The 17,887-nt window shown below is 72.5% G+C and carries 18 protein-coding genes; 9 read left to right on the top strand and 9 right to left on the bottom strand.

Annotation, left to right across the window (positions count from 1 at the left end; all coding sequences use genetic code 11):
- Positions 1–7 precede the first annotated feature (7 nt).
- The gene (locus NV263_RS08810) at positions 8–2,125 is read right to left on the bottom strand and encodes an acyl-CoA dehydrogenase family protein (protein WP_263252073.1); all 2,118 of its coding nucleotides are present in this window, start codon (positions 2,123–2,125) and stop codon (positions 8–10) included.
- Positions 2,126–2,239: 114 nt separating this feature from the next.
- Here NV263_RS08810 and NV263_RS08805 point away from each other — a divergent pair, with 114 nt between their 5' ends.
- Positions 2,240–2,923, top strand: a complete 684-nt coding sequence (locus NV263_RS08805; RefSeq protein WP_263252072.1) for a class I SAM-dependent methyltransferase — start codon at positions 2,240–2,242, stop codon at positions 2,921–2,923.
- Positions 2,924–3,241: 318 nt separating this feature from the next.
- On the opposite strand, the gene NV263_RS08800 is transcribed toward NV263_RS08805, so the two are convergent.
- From NV263_RS08800 to NV263_RS08785, 4 genes are all read right to left on the bottom strand, one after another.
- Positions 3,242–4,075, bottom strand: a complete 834-nt coding sequence (locus NV263_RS08800) for an IS5 family transposase (protein WP_263247972.1) — start codon at positions 4,073–4,075, stop codon at positions 3,242–3,244.
- A gap of 144 nt (positions 4,076–4,219) precedes the next feature.
- Positions 4,220–5,302 (bottom strand): glucosidase family protein, encoded by a 1,083-nt coding sequence (locus NV263_RS08795; RefSeq protein ID WP_263252071.1) that lies wholly within the window; start codon positions 5,300–5,302, stop codon positions 4,220–4,222.
- Positions 5,295–6,011 carry a class I SAM-dependent methyltransferase gene (locus NV263_RS08790; protein WP_263254136.1) on the bottom strand — a complete coding sequence of 239 codons (717 nt, stop codon included), beginning with the start codon at positions 6,009–6,011 and terminating at the stop codon, positions 5,295–5,297. The genes NV263_RS08795 and NV263_RS08790 overlap by 8 nt, the downstream gene beginning before the upstream one ends.
- A 2-nt stretch (positions 6,012–6,013) precedes the next feature.
- Positions 6,014–7,270 (bottom strand): glycosyltransferase family 4 protein, encoded by a 1,257-nt coding sequence (locus tag NV263_RS08785; protein WP_263252070.1) that lies wholly within the window; start codon positions 7,268–7,270, stop codon positions 6,014–6,016.
- 158 nt (positions 7,271–7,428) lie between these two features.
- Between NV263_RS08785 and kstR the strand changes: the two genes are divergently transcribed.
- The 4 genes from kstR (at position 7,429) to NV263_RS08765 (ending at position 10,697) form a co-directional block, all read left to right on the top strand.
- A complete protein-coding gene (kstR, locus tag NV263_RS08780; protein ID WP_263252069.1) occupies positions 7,429–8,037 on the top strand; it encodes a cholesterol catabolism transcriptional regulator KstR in 609 nt (202 codons plus the stop codon).
- Between the two features lie 197 nt (positions 8,038–8,234).
- Positions 8,235–8,678: a MarR family winged helix-turn-helix transcriptional regulator gene (locus NV263_RS08775; RefSeq protein ID WP_263252068.1), complete on the top strand. Its 444-nt coding sequence runs from the start codon at positions 8,235–8,237 to the stop codon at positions 8,676–8,678.
- A 68-nt stretch (positions 8,679–8,746) separates the two neighbouring features.
- Positions 8,747–10,060: an MFS transporter gene (locus tag NV263_RS08770; protein ID WP_263254135.1), complete on the top strand. Its 1,314-nt coding sequence runs from the start codon at positions 8,747–8,749 to the stop codon at positions 10,058–10,060.
- 34 nt (positions 10,061–10,094) lie between these two features.
- Positions 10,095–10,697, top strand: a complete 603-nt coding sequence (locus NV263_RS08765; protein ID WP_263252067.1) for a cysteine hydrolase family protein — start codon at positions 10,095–10,097, stop codon at positions 10,695–10,697.
- A 67-nt stretch (positions 10,698–10,764) separates the two neighbouring features.
- Here the strand turns inward: NV263_RS08765 and NV263_RS08760 are convergent, their stop codons facing one another.
- Together NV263_RS08760 and NV263_RS08755 are read right to left on the bottom strand one after the other, a co-directional pair.
- A complete protein-coding gene (locus NV263_RS08760) occupies positions 10,765–11,664 on the bottom strand; it encodes an SDR family oxidoreductase (RefSeq protein ID WP_263254132.1) in 900 nt (299 codons plus the stop codon).
- The gene (locus NV263_RS08755; protein ID WP_263252066.1) at positions 11,664–12,443 is read right to left on the bottom strand and encodes an SDR family oxidoreductase; all 780 of its coding nucleotides are present in this window, start codon (positions 12,441–12,443) and stop codon (positions 11,664–11,666) included. Before NV263_RS08755 ends, NV263_RS08760 begins: the two co-directional genes overlap by 1 nt.
- A gap of 92 nt (positions 12,444–12,535) precedes the next feature.
- On the opposite strand from NV263_RS08755, the gene NV263_RS08750 reads away from it, so the two are divergent.
- From NV263_RS08750 to NV263_RS08735, 4 genes are all read left to right on the top strand, one after another.
- Positions 12,536–13,306 (top strand): enoyl-CoA hydratase family protein, encoded by a 771-nt coding sequence (locus tag NV263_RS08750; protein ID WP_263252065.1) that lies wholly within the window; start codon positions 12,536–12,538, stop codon positions 13,304–13,306.
- Complete coding sequence (locus NV263_RS08745) at positions 13,291–14,151, top strand: CoA transferase subunit A (protein WP_263252064.1); 861 nt, start codon at positions 13,291–13,293, stop codon at positions 14,149–14,151. Before NV263_RS08750 ends, NV263_RS08745 begins: the two co-directional genes overlap by 16 nt.
- A gap of 281 nt (positions 14,152–14,432) precedes the next feature.
- On the top strand, positions 14,433–15,176 hold the full coding sequence (locus NV263_RS08740) for a CoA-transferase subunit beta (protein ID WP_263252063.1): 744 nt from the start codon (positions 14,433–14,435) through the stop codon (positions 15,174–15,176).
- A complete protein-coding gene (locus NV263_RS08735) occupies positions 15,173–16,246 on the top strand; it encodes an NAD(P)H-dependent flavin oxidoreductase (protein ID WP_263252062.1) in 1,074 nt (357 codons plus the stop codon). Before NV263_RS08740 ends, NV263_RS08735 begins: the two co-directional genes overlap by 4 nt.
- A gap of 130 nt (positions 16,247–16,376) precedes the next feature.
- Here the strand turns inward: NV263_RS08735 and NV263_RS08730 are convergent, their stop codons facing one another.
- Both NV263_RS08730 and NV263_RS08725 read right to left on the bottom strand, forming a co-directional pair.
- Positions 16,377–17,006: a TetR/AcrR family transcriptional regulator gene (locus tag NV263_RS08730; RefSeq protein ID WP_263252061.1), complete on the bottom strand. Its 630-nt coding sequence runs from the start codon at positions 17,004–17,006 to the stop codon at positions 16,377–16,379.
- A gap of 107 nt (positions 17,007–17,113) precedes the next feature.
- Positions 17,114–17,887 (bottom strand): SDR family oxidoreductase, encoded by a 774-nt coding sequence (locus NV263_RS08725; protein WP_263252060.1) that lies wholly within the window; start codon positions 17,885–17,887, stop codon positions 17,114–17,116.

Here is a 17,887-nt window from a genome sequence, read left to right as displayed (position 1 = left end):
ACCCGCCTCAGTCGCGCGGCAGCCCGAGCAACCGCTCGGCCACCACGGAGAGCAGGACCTGCGTCGTGCCCCCGGCGATGCTCAGGCAGCGGGTGAGCAGCAGGTCGTGCACCGCGTCCGACCACTCGACGGCGTCGGAGCCGAGCAGCTCGACGGCCAGTTCCGCCACCTCCTGGCGGTGCTGCACGCCGAGCAGCTTCTCCACACTGGACTCCGCGCCCGGGTTCTGCCCGTGGATCCGGCGCATCGCCGAGCGCAGGCGCAGCACCGACCCGGACAGCCCTTCCGCGACGCGGGAGCCCACGCGTTCGGTGTGCTCGTCCGACTCGCGGGCCAGCGCGAGCAGCCGTTCGACCTCCTCGCCGAGCGCCGTGCCGCCGCTGATCGCCACCCGTTCGGTGGCCAGCGTGGTGCGCGCCAGCCGCCAGCCCTGGCCGGGTTCGCCGACCAGGCAGTCCTCGGGCACGAACACGTCGTCCAGGAACACCTCGTTGAACCGCACGTCACCGGTGATCTCGCGCAGCGGCCGCACCTGGATCCCCGGGCTGGTCATGTCGACCAGGAAGTAGCTGATGCCCTTGTGCTTGGGGACATCGTCATCGGTGCGGGCCAGGCAGATCGCCCAGTCCGCCTCGTGCGCCAGCGACGTCCACACCTTCTGCCCGGACAGCACCCAGCCGCCGTCCACCCGGCGGGCCCGGGTGCGCAGCGCGGCCAGGTCGGATCCGGCTTCCGGTTCGCTGAACAGCTGGCACCAGGTGATCTCGCCGCGCAGCGTCGGCCAGGTGAACCGGTCCCGCTGCTCCGGCGTGCCGTGCTCCAGGATCGTCGGCACCGCCCAGGCGCCGATGAACAGGTCGGGCCGCGCCACGCCCGCGCGCTCCAGCTCCTCGTCGATCACCAGCTGTTCGGCCGCGTCGGCGCCGAGTCCGTAGGGCCGCAGCCAGTGCGGCACGAGGTAGCCGGTCTGCGCCAGCCGCGCCCGCCGCTGCGGGCCGGGAGCCTCGGCGATCCGCGCGACCGCGTCGCGGATCTCCCGGCGACGCTGCTCCGGCAGCCCGTCGGTGGCGCGCAGCGAGCGCCGGTTCCCGGCCAGGGCCAGTTCCGCCGCCCGGCGTCGCCACCGGGCCGAACCGCCGAACCACTGGCGCAGCGCCAGCGCGCGCCGCAGGTACAGGTGGGCGTCGTGCTCCCAGGTGAAGCCGATGCCGCCGAGCACCTGGACGCAGTCCTTCGCGTTGTCCACCGCCGCGTCCAGCGCCACCGCACCCGCCGCCGCGGCGGCGAGCGGATGTTCGTCGGGCGCCTCGTCGACCGCGCGCGCCGCGTCCCACGCGAGCGCCGCGGCCTGCTCGGCCCGGCACAGCATCCGCGCGCAGAGGTGCTTGACCGCCTGGAAGGAACCGATCGGGCGGCCGAACTGCTCGCGGGTGCGGGCGTGCTCCACGGCCGCCCGCAGGCAGCGGTCGGCGACCCCGGACGCCTCGGCCGCCGCGAGCGTCACCGCCAGTTCGGCCACCCGGCGCCCGGACAACCCCGGGATCACCGCCTTCGCGGGGATTTCCGCCTCGTGCAACGCGATCCGCCCCACCGGGCGGGAGAAGTCCACCGACTCCCGGGACTCGGTGTCGGCGCGGTGCAGGAACCACACCTCGTCGTCCCGTTCCCGGGCGCACAGCAGCAGATCCGAGACTCCCACCGCGCCGACGAGCGCCACCGAGCCGGACACCCGGTAGCCGTCGCCGTGCGGCTGCGCGGTCAGTCCGCCCGGCCCCAGCGCCACCGCGGCCGAGGCGCCGCCACCGGCCAGTGTGGACACCAGGTCCGCCGCCGCGGGTTCGCCGCGGAGCAGGGCGACCGCCAGCGCGGTGGACAGCACCGGGCCGGGCACCAGCCGCTCGGCGGTCTGCTCCAGCGCGACGGCCAGGTCCTCGGTGGTACCCGCTTCGTCGGTGAGCAGCGAGAACACCCCGATGTCGGCGAGTTCCCGCCAGCTCGGCGTCTCGTGCCACGGGACCGGTGCGGTGGTCTCCAGATCGCGGACCGCGCCGACGCCGCGGTCCCCCGCCCAGTCCCGGATCGATTCCTGCAGAGCCCGTCGTTCGTCGGTGATCGCGATCGGCACACCCGCCTCCTCGCCTCGACTGCACCGGGATAATAGAACAAGTTCTAGCGAAACCGGAACGTTCAGCGGGTACTCTTCACGGGCGACACCCGCACCCTGTCGAGGAGGACGCACGTGACGCCGGGATCGGCCACCGACCACCAGCAGCAGCCCCCGATCCCCGCGGACCTGCTCGACCTCGCCGAGCGCGCCACCGGATTCATGCCCGTCGAGGAGGGCGTGGCGCTGCACCGGGCCGCGCTGGAGCACCTGGGCACCGGGGTCGGCGTGGAGATCGGCACCTACTGCGGGAAATCCGCCGTCTACCTGGGTGCCGCGGCACGCCACACCGGCGGCCGGATCGTCACCGTCGACCACCACCGCGGCTCCGAGGAGCACCAGCCCGGCTGGGAGTACCACGACCCGGAGCTGGTCGACCCGCACACCGGCCGGCTGGACACCCTCGGCGAGTTCCGCCGCACCATCGCCACCGCCGGCCTGGAGGACGAGGTCACCGCGATCGTCGGCCGCTCGGCCGACGTCGCCGCGTTCTGGCGCACCCCGCTGGCGCTGCTGTTCGTCGACGGCGGCCACACCGACGCGGCGGCCACCGCCGACTACGAGGGCTGGGCGCCGTGGGTGGCGCCGGGCGGCGCCCTGGTCATCCACGACGTCTTCCCGAACCCGGAGGACGGCGGCCAGGCCCCCTACCGCGTCTACCGGCGCGCCCTGGACACCGGCGTCTTCGAGGAGGTCGGCGTCACCGGTTCGCTGCGCGTCCTGCGCCGCACCACAGGAACCCCCGGCACGCTGCCCTGAGGACTTGCCGTTGAACTCGTTTTGCGTGGCGGGTGCCAGAAGCGGAACCTCAGACTCAGTGCCTGTCTTTGAACCTGCTCGCGGAAGGGTCGTGGCAAGCGGCGCCAGCCGCTTTCTCTTTCGGTGAGTACGCAAGCAACTTGCACCGCCGCGGGTTCTCCGATGGGCACAGCGGCGCGTCAGCGCCTCCGTGGGGGGCGGTGGTCGGGCGACGGGCGGGCGTCTCGCGAGGACAGCCCCGACGCCGTGTATTGGGCATACATCAGGAGGGGCTCCCGGAGCCGAGACGGCCGCTGAGTGCCTGTCTTTGATCTTGGGTTAGGTGGTGAGTTGGCGGGTCATGAGGGTGATGGCGGCCCAGTTGATGATGGTTTCGGAGTGGGCGGGGAGGCGTTCGTAGTCGCGGACGGTGCGGCGGGCTTGGGTGATCCAGGACAGGGTGCGTTCGACGACCCAGCGGCGGGCCAGGACGTGGAAGCCGGTTTGTCCGGCGATTTTGCGGACGATGTGCAGGGTGATGCCCAGGGCGGCCTGGGTCCAGGTGGTCAGGCGTCCGCTGTAGTTGCCGTCGGCGAAGACCAGTTCCAGGCGTGGGTGGCGGGTGTGGAGGTAGCGCAGGAGGAGTTCGGCGCCGCGGCGGTCGGTGATGTGGGCGGCGGTCACGGACACGCCCAGCAGCAGGCCGAGGGTGTCGGTGGCGATGTGGCGTTTGCGGCCGTTGATCTTTTTTCCGCCGTCGAAACCGCGGGTGTGGCGGCCGACGGTTTCGGCGGCCCGCACCGACTGGGAATCGATGATCCCGGCGCTGGGGGTGCGGTGGCGGTCGGTGCGGGCGCGGACCTGCTCACGCAGCCTGTCGCGCAGGCCCAGGACGATGTTGTCGCGGCTCCAGCGGGTGAAGAACCCGTAGACGGTCTTCCAGGGCGGGAAGTCGGCGGGCAGGGCCCGCCACTTGCAGCCGTTGTCGACGAAGTAGCGGATCGCGTCCACGACATCCCGGCGGGGGTGTTTTTCCGGACGCCCTCCGCTGCAGGTGCGGCAGGCCGGGGCGGGCAGCAGGGGCTCGATCACTGCCCATTCGGCGTCGGTGGTGTCCGAGGGGTAACGGCGGGCACGGGCCGTCGAGCCGGCAGCCGGCGCGGTGGTGTACAAAGCGGATCGGGCCTTTGCTGTGTCGATCTTGATGTGCTGTCACGATCACTAGCAAAGGCCCTCTCTCATACCCGCCCCCGGGTACCCCCAAGATCAAAGACAGGCACTGAGGTTCCGCCACCGGCACCGCCACGCACAACGAGCTCAACGGCCGACCCTGGGGACGTCCTCCAGTTCGCAGCAGGGGACGTTGTCGAGCGGCAGGCCCGTGGGCAGGGTGTCGGCGCGGAAGATGCCGTTGGCCGGGGTCGTGCGGGACAGGGCGTCCGCGGCGAGGACGACCGCCGCGGCCGTCCAGGTGGTGCGCTCCTCCGGCCAGCGCTTGCCGTCGGCGTAGACGTAGCCGGTCCAGTACGAACCGTCCGGGTCCCGCAGGTGCTGCATGGCGGCCAGCAGTTCCCGGGCGCGGTCCCGGTCGCCCAGCGCGTCGAGGCTGAGCACCAGTTCGCAGGTCTCCGCGCCGGTCACCCACGGGTGGTCGTCGACGCACCGGATGCCGAGCCCGTCGACCACGAAGTCCGCCCACCGCTCGGCGATCCGCCGTGCGCCGTCCGCGCCGCGCACCGCGCCGCCGAGCACGGGGTAGTACCAGTCCATCGAGTAGCGGCCCTTCGGCGTGAACGCCTCGGGGTGGCGGCGCAGCACGTGGCCGAGCCGGCCGAGCGCGACCTCCCAGCTCGGCTGCTGCCTGCCCAGGTGCTCGGCCAGGGCCAACGCGCAGCGCAGGCTGTGGTGGATGCTGGAACACCCGGACAGCAGTGCTTCGCCGGCCGGCTCGCCGGTCGCCCCCACCGCCCAGTCGATCTCGCCGCGTTCGCGCTGCGCGGTGAGCACGAAGTCGATGGCGTCGCGCACCACCGGCCACATCCGCTCGGCGAACGCCTCGTCCCCGGTCAGCAGCACGTGGTGCCACACCCCGACGGCCGGGTAGGCGCAGAAGTTGGTGTCCGCGCCCTCGTCCTCGACCCGCCCGTCGCGGACCTGCAACGGCCACGAACCGTCCGGGCGCTGCGTGGTGCGCAGCCACTCGTACGCCCGCTCGGCCTCGGTCACCAGCCCGGCGACGGCCATGCCCATCGCCGACTCCACGTGGTCCCACGGGTCCACGTGCCCGCCCGAGAACCACGGCACCGCACCGGATTCCTCCTGCGCAGCGGCGATCGACCGGCCGGTGGCGACGACCTCCGCGGCGTCGAGCACACCGGGCACCTCCGGCACGTCAGGCACGAGACCGTCCCGGTTTGCCCAGGTAGACGGCGAGGCTCTTGCCGAGCACCGGGTCGAGCAAGCGCTCGGTGGTGCGGGTGATCCACGGCCGCCGCATCAGGTCCCACACCAGCAGCCGGTGGTACAGCTTGGGCAGCGGGTGGTCGTCGTTGTCGGTGCCGACGGCGCACTTGAGCCACCAGTACGGCGAGTGCAGCGCGTGCGCGTGGTGGTGGAAGGCCGGGCGCAGACCGGCGTCGCGGAGCTTGCCGACGAGTTCGTCGTGCGTGTAGATCCGCACGTGCCCGCCCTCGACCTCGTGGTAGGCGTCGGACAGCGCCCAGCAGATCTTCTCCGGCCACCAACGCGGCACGGTGACCACGACCCGGCCGCCGGGCTTGACCACGCGCACCAGCTCGCGCATGGCCTTCTCGTCCTCGGGGACGTGCTCCATGATCTCCGAGGCGATCACGCAGTCGAAGTGCTCGTCCGGGAACGGCAGGGCGAGCGCGTCACCGGCGACGGTCGTGGCTTCGGCACCGTCGGGCACCTGACCCTCGGCCTTCATCGCGGCGAACATCGCCGAGACGTTCTCCAGCTCGTCGACGTCCTGGTCGAAGGCGACCACGTCGGCGCCGCGCCGGTACAGCTCGAAGGCGTGCCGCCCGGCGCCGCAGCCCAGGTCCAGCACCCGCTGTCCCGGCTGCACGCCGAGCCTGTCGAAGTCCACCGTCAGCAACGGGCCACTCCCTTCCTCGCGCGCCCCGCGCGCTCGATCGCTTCCGCGTAGCAGTCGACGGTCGCCGCCGCCACGGACTTCCAGCTGTAGCGGGCGAGCACCCGCCGCCGACCGGCCTCGCCGAGCCGCTGCCTGCGCTCCGGCGAGTCCAGCAAGCCGCCCAACGCCCGGGCCAGCGCCTCCGCGTCGCCGGGCGGCACCAGGTCGGCGCACTCGCCGTCGGCGCCCGCGACCTCCGGGATCGCGCCGGCCCGGCTGGCGACCAGCGGCGTCGCGCACGCCATGGCCTCCACGGTCGGCAGCGAGAACCCCTCGTACAGCGACGGCACGCACGCGGCCTCGGCGGAGCCGAGCAGCGCGGCGAGGTCGGCGTCGCTGAGGCCGTGCACGGTGCGCACCACGTCGCCGATGGCGAGTTCGTCGATGAGCTGCTCGGTCGGTCCGCCGGGCGTGGGCTTGGCGACCAGAACGAGTTCCACGGCGCGTTCGGTGCGCAGCTTGGCGACCGCTTCCAGCAGCGTGCCGACGCCCTTCATCGGCGTGTCGGCGCTGGCCATGGCGACGATGCGGCCGGGGACGCGGGGTTCGGCCGGTGGCCGGAACACCTCGGCGTCCACGCCGAGCGGCACCACGCGCAGCTGGTCGTGGCCCACCCCGAAGTCGCGGCTGATGTCGTCGGCCGACGAGCGCGACACGGTGAGCAGCCGCGGCAGCCGCCGGGCGACGCGCGCCTGCATCCGCGCGAACCCGTACCAGCGGCGCACGCCGATCCGCCGCCAGCCCCTCGCGGCGGCCAGCTCCACCCGGCGGTCGTGGGTGATCGGGTGGTGCACGGTCGCGACCAGCGGAAACCCCGCCCGTTGCAGCTGGAGCAGTCCGTAGCCGAGGCACTGGTTGTCGTGCACGACGTCGAACTCGTGGGCGCGGGCGCGCAGCAGCCGCGCGGCCCGCAGGCTGAAGGTGAGCGGTTCGGGGAACCCGGCGGTCCACATGGTGCCGACCTCCAGCAGGTCGACGCCGTCACGCAGTTCCCGCCAGTTCGGGGTGCGGAACGGGTCGGCGTCGTTGTAGAGGTCGAGGCTGGGCAGCCGGGTCAGGTCGACGCCGGGGTCCAGCTCCGGGTACGGCTGCCCGGACAGCACCTCGACGTGGTGGCCCAGTTCGGCCAGCCCGCGGCTGAGGTGGCGGACGTAGACGCCCTGCCCGCCGCAGTGCGGTTTGCTCCGGTAGGACAGCAGTGCGATTCGCACGGTTCACCTCACACGGCCGGGCGCACGCGAGCCGGTTAGACTGGAACATGTTTCGATCCGAACCACGTCGATCACCTTAACCCGTAAGAGTGGTCGACCACCGAGCCGCGTGGCGACGAACACGCTCTTCGCGGCGGAACGTTGAGGGGACCGACCGCATGGAAAGCACCTCGCGCAGCGTCCTGCAGGCGCTCCGGGACGACGAGACCGGTTCCACGGCCCAGAACGAACGGCGCAAGCGGATCATCGACACCACCATCGCGCTGGCCAGCAAGGGCGGTTACGACGCGGTGCAGATGCGCACCGTCGCGGAGAAAGCCGACGTGGCGCTGGGGACCCTGTACCGGTACTTCCCGTCCAAGATCCACCTGCTGGTCACCGGCCTGGCCCGGGAGTTCGAGCGTTCCCTGGACAAGTTGGAGCGCACCAGGATCCCCGGCGAGAACCCCTACGAGCGCGTCATGTTCGTGCTCGGGCGCACCACCCGCGCCCTGCAGCGCAACCCGCAGCTGACCGAGGCGATGACGCGGGCGTTCATGTTCGCCGACACCTCGGCGGCCAGCGAGGTCGACACGGTGGCGACCCTGGTGGAGCGGCTGTTCACCAGCGCCATGACCGAGGACGAGCCCACCGAGGAGCAGAAGGCGGTCGCCCGCGTCATCGGCGACGTCTGGCTGTCCAACCTGGTCGCCTGGGTGACCCGCCGGGCGTCCGCCTCGGACGTCTCCAACCGACTGGAACTCACCGTCCGGCTGCTGCTGACCTGATTCCGGCGGAACCGGTTGCGGGACAACGACATCACGACTGCGCAGTGCCCGGGCCCCGCGCCCGGGCACGTCCACGTCGGCGGGTCCACAGTGCTCCTTCGCGCGGGCGCACCGGGACCGGTTCGCGCCGAAATTGGTCAGCCTGAACTGTTCAGGTCAGACTTGACAGTCTGGACTGACGATCCTAGCGTGAGGGCATGAGCGAGAGCGACGTGTCCGACCGCGCGGTGTCCGCGGCCCGCGGTCTGCGGGTGCTGTTCGGCAGGCTGCGACGCCGCCTGAAGGAGGTCGCCGCCACCGAGGAGCTGACCGCCTCCCAGACGTCGGTGCTGGCCCGGCTGGTGAAGGAAGGTCCGTCGTCGGCGAGCGTGCTCGCCGGTGCGGAACGGGTCCGGCCGCAGTCGATGGCGGCCACGCTGTCCGCCCTGCGGGAGCGCGGGCTGGTCGAGCGCGGCCCCGACCCCGAGGACGGCCGCCGCCAGGTGATCACGCTGACCGCGGCCGGTCGCGAGCACGCCGAAGGCGCTCGGGCCACCCGCGAGGAGTGGCTGACCCGGGCCATGCAGGAGCGCTACACCGAGGCCGAGCGCGAACGGATCATCGAGGCGCTGGAGCTGCTGGACCGGCTGGTGCGGGAGTGATCCCCGCGCGGCTCCGCGCGCGCTTCGCCGGCCACGACGGCGGATTCGACCGCCGGCTGCTGGCCCCGATGATCTCGGGCGCGGTACTCAACCCGGTCAACTCCTCGATCATCGCGGTGTCGCTGGTGCCGATCGGCGTCGCCTTCGGAGCACCGCCGACCGCCACGGCGTGGCTGGTGTCGGCGCTGTACCTGGCCACCGCGGTCGGGCAACCGGTCGTCGGACGGCTCATCGACGTGCACGGACCCCGGCGGCTGTTCCTGACCGCGGCCGGACTGGTGGGCGCGGCCGGGGTGCTCGGCACGCTCGCGCCGAACCTCGGGGTGCTGATCGCCGCCCGGGTGCTGCTGGGATTCGGCACGTGCGCGGGGTATCCGGCCGCGATGCGGATGATCCGGGACGAGGCCGAGCGCACCGGTCGGCACAGCCCCGCGGGCGTGCTGACCGCGCTGGCGGTGTCCACCCAGACGGTCGCGGTCGTCGGCCCGCCGCTGGGCGGGTTGCTGATCGGGTTGGGCGGCTGGCGGACCACGCTGGCGGTCAACATCCCGCTCGCGCTCGTCGCCCTGGTCCTCGGCGCGCGGCGGCTGCCGAGAACCCCGCTCCCCGAACGTCGGCGGGTCGATCTGGACGTCCCGGGCATGGCGCTGTTCGCCGGGACCCTCGTGGCCCTGCTGCTGTTCCTGATGCACCCGCGCACGTCCGGCTGGTACCTGCTCGTGCTCACCGCGGTGGGAGCCGCCGCGTTCGCGGTGCGGGAACTGCGCGCCGCGAACCCGTTCATCGACCTGCGGACGCTGGGCGGCAACCGGCCGCTGCTGACCACCTACGCGCGTGCGCTGATGGCCTACGTGGTCAGCTACGCCTTCCTCTACGGCTACACCCAGTGGATCGAGAGCGGTCGCGGCCTGTCCGCCAGCGCGGCCGGGCTCGTCCAGCTCCCGGTGTTCGCGACCGCGATCGTCGTCTCCGCCGTCACCGGACGCCACGAGGAGATCCGCGGCAAGCTCGTCGTCGGCGCCACCGCCCAGCTCGTCGCCTGCGCCCTGATGCTGCTGCTGGACCGCGGCAGCGGGATCTGGCTGCTGGTGATCATCGCCCTGGTCTTCGGCATCCCCCAGGGGCTCAACGGCCTCGCCCTGCAGAACGCGGTGTACCAGCAGGCTGATCCGGACCGCATCGGCTCGTCGGCCGGACTGCTGCGCACCGCCGGCTACCTCGGCGCGATCACCGCCTCCGCCGCCCAGGCCGCCTGCTACGGCCGCACCGCCGACACCACCGGCCTGCACCACCTGGCCGCGCTGCTGCTCGTCGTCGGCGGCCTGTTCCTGCTCGTCACCGTCGCCGACCGCTCGCTGCGCGGCCGCGCGGCCACCACCTGACCCCGACAATTCCGCCACAGGAAGGAAAATCCCGTTGTCCGCGACAACTCCGACCGTCGACCCGCGACGCACCGCGCTGCTGGTGATGGACTACCAGAACGGCATCGTCGGCCTGCTGCCCGAACCCGCGCCCCTGCTGGCCCGCGCCGCGGACGCCATCAGCACCGTGCGCGGCCACGGCGGGCACGTCGGGCACGTCCGGGTCGCCTTCACCGAAGCCGACTACGCAGCGATGCCCGAGACCAGCCCGATGGCCGCCGCCCTCACCCCGGAACGGCGCGCCACCATGCACGTCGACTCACCCGCCACCGCGATCCACGATCGGATCGCACCCGCCCCGGAGGACATCGTCGTCCGCAAGACGCGGGTCGGCGCGTTCTCCACCACCGACCTCGACCAGCAGCTCCGCGACCGCGGCATCACGACGCTGCTCCTCGCCGGCATCTCCACCAGCGGAGTGGTCCTGTCCACCGCCCGCGACGCCGCGGACCGCGACTACCGGCTCCTCGTGCTCACCGACGCCTGCGCCGACCCCGACCCCGAGGTGCACGCCTTCCTCACCGAACGCGTCCTGCCCCGCCAGGCGACCCCGATCACCACCGCCGATCTCGACGCCGTGCTGGGCGGAGGTGCCTGAGAAGAACGGGCAGTGGAACACGTGCGCCGGTCGTCGTTGAGCCGCGAGGAGTTCGAACGCTGAAGGCTCACGCCCCGTACACCGGCTCCGGAGCCGGGGCCTTGGCCAACAGGTCGCGGATCGCCGGGCCGATCTCGTCCGGTCGCCAGCGGCGGGTGGCGTCCTGGGACGGTCCCCAGGACCAGCCGTTGGCGACGGTGATGCAGCCGCCCTGGACGTCGAAGACCCGGCCGGTGACGTCCCCCGCTTCCGGGCTGGCCAGCCAGACGACCAGCGGGGAGACGTTCTCCGGGGACATGGCGTCGAAAGCGCCGTCGTCCGGGCGGGCCATCGCGTCGGCGAAGACCTGTTCGGTCATCCGGGTGCGCGCCGAGGGGGCGATCGCGTTGACCGTGATGCCGTAGCGGCCGAGTTCGGCCGCGGTGTTGACGGTCAGGGCCGCGATGCCCGCCTTGGCCGCGGCGTAGTTGGTCTGGCCGACGCTGCCGAGCAGGCCCGCGCCGGACGTCGTGTTGACCACCCGGGCCCGCACCTGCTCGCCCGCCTTGGCGCGCCCGCGCCAGTGCTCGGCGGCGTGGCGCAGCGTCGCCGCGTGGCCCTTCAGGTGCACCCGGACCACGTCGTCCCACTCCTGCTCGGAGAGGTTGACGAACATCCGGTCGCGGACGAACCCGGCGTTGTTGACCAACGCGTCCAGCCGGCCGAACGTCTCCACCGCGCACGCCACGAGATCGCGCGCCTGCGCCCAGTCGGCGACGTCGGCGCCGTGCACCACGGCCCGCCCGCCCAGCGCGCGGATCTCCTCGGCGACCCGGTGCGCGGGCTGGTCGTCCCCGCCGGTGCCGTCGAGCGCGACGCCGATGTCGTTGACCACGACCTTGGCGCCCTGGCGGGCGAATTCCAGGGCGTGCGCGCGACCCAGTCCGCGCGCCGCGCCGGTGACGATGACGACGCTGCCTTCGCAGATCACCGCTCTCCTCCGTCCACTTCGGACCGCAGTGCGGTCAGGTACGCCGAGGTCTCCCCGCCGCCGTGCACCGTCACCGACGAACCGGTGACGTGCCGGGCCAGCGGTGAGGCCAGGAACAGGCACGCGCCGCCGACGTCGGCGGGTTCGGCCAGCCGCCCCATCGGCACCACCCGGGCCATCTCGTCCGCATCCGCCCCGTAGTGCTCGGGCTGGTCCTCGGCGCGCACCAGGCCGACGGTGACCGAGTTGACCCGCACCCGGGGCGCGAACTCCTGCGCCAGCGTCGCGGTCAGGTTGTCCAGCCCGGCCTTGGCCGCGCCGTAGGCCGCGGTGCCCGGGGAGGGCCGCCGCGCCGACACGCTGCTGATCATGACGATCGACCCGGAGCTGTCGGCCAGCAGCGGCAGCGCGCGTTGCGCGACCAGCAGCGGTGCGACCAGGTTCAGCTCGATCACCTTGTGGTGGAAGCGGATCGACGCCGACGCGGTGTCCGCCGCCGGGGAGCCGCCCGCGTTGTTGACCAGCACGTCCAACCGGCCCGACTCCCGGGCGATCCCGTCGACCAGCGCGGAAACCTGCTCGGGGTCGCGGACGTCGGCGGAGGCGAACCGGGCCGTCCGCCCGGCGTGCTCGGGCATCCGCTCCGGGGGCCGGCGGCCGCACACGTGCACCTCGGCCCCGGCGCGCAGGAAGACCTCCGCGATCCCGGCGCCGATGCCCCGGGTCCCACCGGTCACCAGCACGACGCGGCCGGACAGGTCGATCTCGACGGCCATCGGGCCTCCCGTTCTGCGGTGCTGGCGGCACGTTCGGCGGTGTTGCTACGGTAACAACCAAACCAAACAAGTGCTAGGTTTGGCAGGTGCAGATGGGCACACGCGAAACGCGCCACGAGCCGGGAATCGTGGTCGTCACCGTGGACCACCCGCCGGTGAACGCACTGCCCGTGGCAGGCTGGTTCGAACTCGCCGAAGCCGTGCGCGGTGCCGGAGCCGACCCGGACACGCGCGTGGTGGTGCTGCGGGCGGAGGGCCGGGGTTTCAACGCCGGGGTGGACATCAAGGAAATCTCCGCCGATCCCGGCCACGACAAGCTCGTCGAGGTCAACCGCGGCTGCTACGAGGCGTTCAAGGCGGTCTACGAGTGCCCGGTGCCGGTGATCAGCGCGGTGCACGGGTTCTGCCTCGGCGGCGGCATCGGGCTGGTCGGCAACTCCGACGTCATCATCGCCTCCGAGGACGCCACGTTCGGTCTGCCCGAGGTGGACCGGGGCGCGCTCGGCGCGGCCACCCACCTGGCCCGGCTGGTACCGCAGCACGCGATGCGCGCGATGTTCTACACCGGGCGGACCGCGACCGCGCGGCAGCTGCACCACTACGGATCCGTCTGGGAGGTCGTGGAACGCGACGCCCTCGACGACGCCGCGCTCGGGTTCGCCGCCGAGATCGCCGGGAAGCAACCGACCGTGATCCGCGCCGCCAAGGCGTCGCTGAACGGCATCGACCCGGTCGACGTCAACCGCAGCTACCGCTTCGAGCAGAGCTTCACCTTCGAACTCAACCTCACCGGGGTCTCCGACCGGGCCCGGGACGCATTCGTCCGCGACGGACACGAGGGGGCGCAGTGGCGGACAAGTTGACGACCGTGGACGAGGTGGTCGCCGAACTGCGCGACGGGATGACCGTCGGCATCGGGGGCTGGGGATCGCGCCGCAAACCGATGGCGCTGGTGCGCGCGATCCTGCGCTCGGACCTCCGGGACCTGACCGTCGTCTCCTACGGCGGACCGGACGTGGGTCTGCTGTGCGCGGCGGGCAAGGTCCGGCGCGTCGTGTACGGGTTCGTGTCGCTGGACTCGATCCCGCTGGACCCGCACTTCCGCGCGGCCCGCCAGCAGGGCGGACCGGAGGTCTCCGAGTACGACGAGGGCATGGTGCTCACCGGGCTGCGCGCCGCCGCCGCGCGCCTGCCGTTCCTGCCCACCCGGGCCGGGATCGGCTCGGACGTCATGGCGCTCAACCCGCAGCTGCGCACCGTCGTCTCCCCGTACGACGACGGCGAGGAGCTGGTGGCGATGCCCGCGTTGGAACTCGACGTGGCGCTGGTGCACATGAACCGGGCGGACCGCCGCGGCAACGCCCAGTACCTCGGCCCGGACCCGTACTTCGACGACCTGATGTGCGCGGCGGCGCGGCGCAGCTTCGTCAGCTGCGAGCGGGTGGTGCCCACCGAGGAACTGCTGGAGTCCGGCCCGGTGCAGTCGCTGCTGATCAACCGCATCCACCCGACCGGCGTGGTGGAGACGCCCCGCGGGGCGCACTTCACCAGCTGCGCCCCGGACTACGGGCGCGACGAGGCGTTCCAGCGCCGGTACGCGGCGAGCGCCGAGGACTGGGACGCCTTCCGCGCCGAGTTCCTCGACGGCGACGAGCAGGACTACCAGGCCGCGGTGGACGCCTTCCACGCCAAGGCGGCGGGAGTCTGAGGACCTTGGTCGCCGAAGAGTCGTGGCAAGCGGCACCAGCCGCTTTCTCTTTCGGTGAGCGGTCTCGCAACCGGCACCGCCGCGGGTTCTCAGCGGTCGTCTCGCGAGGACAGCCCCTCCGCCGTGTATTGGGCATACATCAGGAGGGGCTCCCGGAGCCGATGTGGCTGTGGCGCGAAGCGCCTCCGTGGGGGTGGTGGTCGGGTGACGGGCGGGCCGCTGAGGTTCCGCCACCGGCACCGCCACGCACAACGAGTTCCACCTTTCACCAGGGAGGCCCGATGGACATCACGCGTGCCGAGATCTGCACGGTCGCCTGCGCCGACACCTGGCGGGACGCCGGTGAGGTGCTGGCCTCGCCGATCGGCTTGATCCCCGGGCTGGGCGCCCGGCTGGCGCGGCTGACCACCGCGCCCGACCTGCTGCTCACCGACGGCGAGGCGGTGCTGCTGGCCGAGCCGACCCCGCTGGGCGCCGAGGCGGACGGGACCACCGAGGGCTGGATGCCCTACCGCCGGGTCCTCGACCTGGTGGCGGGCGGGCAGCGGCGGGTCATGATGGGAGCCAGCCAGCTCGACCGGTACGGCAACCAGAACATCTCCCGCATCGGCCCGTGGGACCGGCCGAAGGTGCAGCTGATCGGCGTGCGCGGGGCGCCGGGCAACACCGTCAACCACACCACCAACTACTGGGTCGCCCGGCACAGCAAGCGGATCTTCGTCGAGTCCGTGGACCTCGTCTCCGGCGTCGGGCACGACCGGGCGCGCCGGGCGGGCGCTCGCTTCCACGACGTGCGGGTGGTGGTGACCGATCTGGCCGTGCTCGACTTCACCGGTCCGGACGGCGCGATGCGGCTGCGCTCGGTGCACCCCGGGGTCGCCGTCGAGGAGGTCCAGGAGCGCACCGGGTTCCCGCTGGTCGTCGACGAGGTCGAGCAGACCCGGCTGCCGACCGAGCACGAGCTGGAGCTGATCCGCGACGTGCTCGACCCGGCGAAGCTGCGCGACCAGGAGGTCCCGGCATGACCTCGCGAGTGCTGACCACCCCGCTGTGCGAGCTGACCGGAGTCCGCCACCCGGTGGTGCAGACCGGGATGGGCTGGGTCGCCGGTCCGCGGCTGGTGTCGGCGACGGCCGAGGCGGGCGGGCTGGGCGTCCTGGCCTCCGCCACGATGACGTTGCCGCAGCTGGCCGAGGCGGTGCGCGAGGTCAAGTCCCGCACCGACCAGCCGTTCGGGGTGAACCTGCGCGCCGACGCCGGGGACGCCGAGGAGCGGGTGGACCTGCTGATCCGCGAGCGGGTCGCGGTCGCCTCCTTCGCCCTCGCGCCCAGCGAGCGGTTGATCGGCAAGCTCAAGGACGCCGGTGTCGTGGTGATCCCGTCGGTGGGCGCGCGGCGGCACGCCGAGAAGGTCGCCGGCTGGGGCGCGGACGCCGTGCTGGTGCAGGGCGGCGAGGGCGGCGGGCACACCGGTTCGGTGGCCACCACGCTGCTGCTGCCGCAGGTGGTCGACGCGGTGGACATCCCGGTGATCGCCGCGGGCGGCTTCTTCGACGGCCGCGGGCTCGCCGCCGCGCTGTGCTACGGGGCGGCCGGGATCGCGATGGGCACCCGGTTCCTGCTCACCTCGGACAGCGCCGTGCCCCGCGAGGTCAAGCAGGCGTACCTGGCGGCGTCGGTCAACGACACGGTGGTCACCTCGCGCGTCGACGGGCTGCCGCACCGGATGCTGCGCACCGCGCTGACCGACTCGGCGGAGTCGCGGAGCCTGCTGCGCAGACTGCCGGACGCGCTGCGGCAGGCGGTCGCCTTCCGGTCCCTGACGGGGATGAGCTGGCGGCGGATGATCGGCGATGGCCTGGCGATGCGCCGCGCGCACGGGCTGCCGTTCAGCCGGCTGCTGCTGGCCGCCAACACGCCGATGCTGATCAGGTCCGCACTGGTCGAAGGCCACCCCGACGCCGGAATCCTGCCCGCCGGGCAGGCCGTCGGCGTCATCGACGAACTCCCCAGCTGCGCGGAACTCATCGACGGAATCGTCACCGAAGCAGCCCGGATCCTCCGCGAACGCTCCACCGCCGTGCACCAACCATGAGCGCTGAGTACCTGCCTTTGAACCTGCTCCCGGAACAGGCGTGGCAAGCGGCGCCAGCCGCTTTCTCTTCTCGGTGAGTGGTCTCGCTACCTGCACCGCCACCCAAGAAGAACACGGAAGAAATCAGTCGTCACTGCGCGACGATGCCCTCGCAGAGGATCTGGATGTACTGCTCGGCGATCACGTTGGCGGTCAGCTTGCCGCGCGGGTTGTACCAGTGCACGGTCGTCCAGACCATGTCGCGGATGAAGCGGTAGGCCAGCCTGACGTTGAGGTCGGTGCGGAACACGCCGCGCCGCTGGCCGTCCTGCAGGACCCGCGTCCACAGCCGCTCGAAGTCGTGGGCGGACTGCCGCAGGAACGCGAACCGGTCGAACTGGGACAGGTACTGCGACTCGTTCTGGAAGATCGCGATCGCCGCGCGGTCGCGCTGCATCGCCCGGAACGAGACCCGGATCAGCTCGGCGATCGCCTCGCGCGGATCGTCGTTCTCCCGCAACACCTGTTCGTACGCCTGCTTCTGCTCCTCCAGGAAGCCGCGCAGGATCTCCTCGGCCATCGACTCCTTGGAGTCGAAGTGGTGGTACAGGCTGCCGGAGAGGATCCCCGCCTCGTCGGCGATCTCGCGCACGGTCGTCGCCAGGAAGCCGCGGGTGGCGAACAGCTCGGCGGCGATCGCCAGCAGTTCGGCGCGCCGCTCGGAGCCGCCGGACTCCCGGCCCGCCCGGCCGCGCGTGGACAAGCGCTTGGTAGCTACCACGACGTCATCCTCTCAAACCGGTTCCGGGGCACTTGCAACTGCGGCGCGGAGCGCCTGGCGGGGGTGCTGGTCGGGCGGCGGGTGCGACTGCGGCGCGGACCGCACGGCTACGGGTGCTGGTTGCTGACGGAGACGACCTCACCGGTCAGATACGTGGAGTAGTCGCTGGCCAGGAACACGATCACGTTGGCCACCTCCCACGGTTGCGCGGAACGCCCGAACGCCTCCCGCGCGGTCAACTCGGCCAGGGTCTGCTCGTCGGTCACCTTCGCGAGGTGCGGGTGCATCACCAGACTGGGCGCAACCGCGTTGATGCGCACGCCCAGGTGCGCCGCGTCGATCGCCGCGCACCTGGTCAGCGCCATGACCCCGGCCTTGGCGGCGGCGTAGTGCGCCTGCCCGGCCTGGGCGCGCCAGCCGACGACCGAGGCGTTGTTGACCACCACTCCCCCGCCGCCCTGCTCGCGGAACAACCGGACGGCGGCGCGGGTGCAGCGGAACGTGCCGTTGAGCGTGACGTCGAGGACCCGGCTCCACTGCTCGTCGGTCATGTCCAGGATCGACGCGGTACCGCCCAGCCCGGCGTTGTTCACCAGGACGTCCAGGCGGCCGAACTCGGTGGTCGCCGCCTCGAACAAGCGCTCCACCTGCTGCTCGTCGGTGACGTCGCAGGGCACCGCGACGACCCGGGCGCCGGGGATCTCGGCGAGCTCGTCGCGGGCCTCCGCCAACCGGCGCTCGTGCCGGTCGGAGATCAGCACGGCGGCGCCCTCCTCGATCATGCGCCGGGCGGTGGCCGAGCCGATCCCGGTGCCCGCGGCGGCGGTGACCACCGCGGTCCGGCCCCGGAGCAGGCCGTGCGCGGGCGGGGCTTCGGTCAT

The organism is Saccharopolyspora rosea, assembly GCF_025643595.1.
Lineage (GTDB): Bacteria > Actinomycetota > Actinomycetes > Mycobacteriales > Pseudonocardiaceae > Saccharopolyspora > Saccharopolyspora rosea.
The sequence above is the reverse complement of the archived record's forward strand: the minus strand, read 5'-3'. Positions and strand labels throughout refer to the sequence as shown.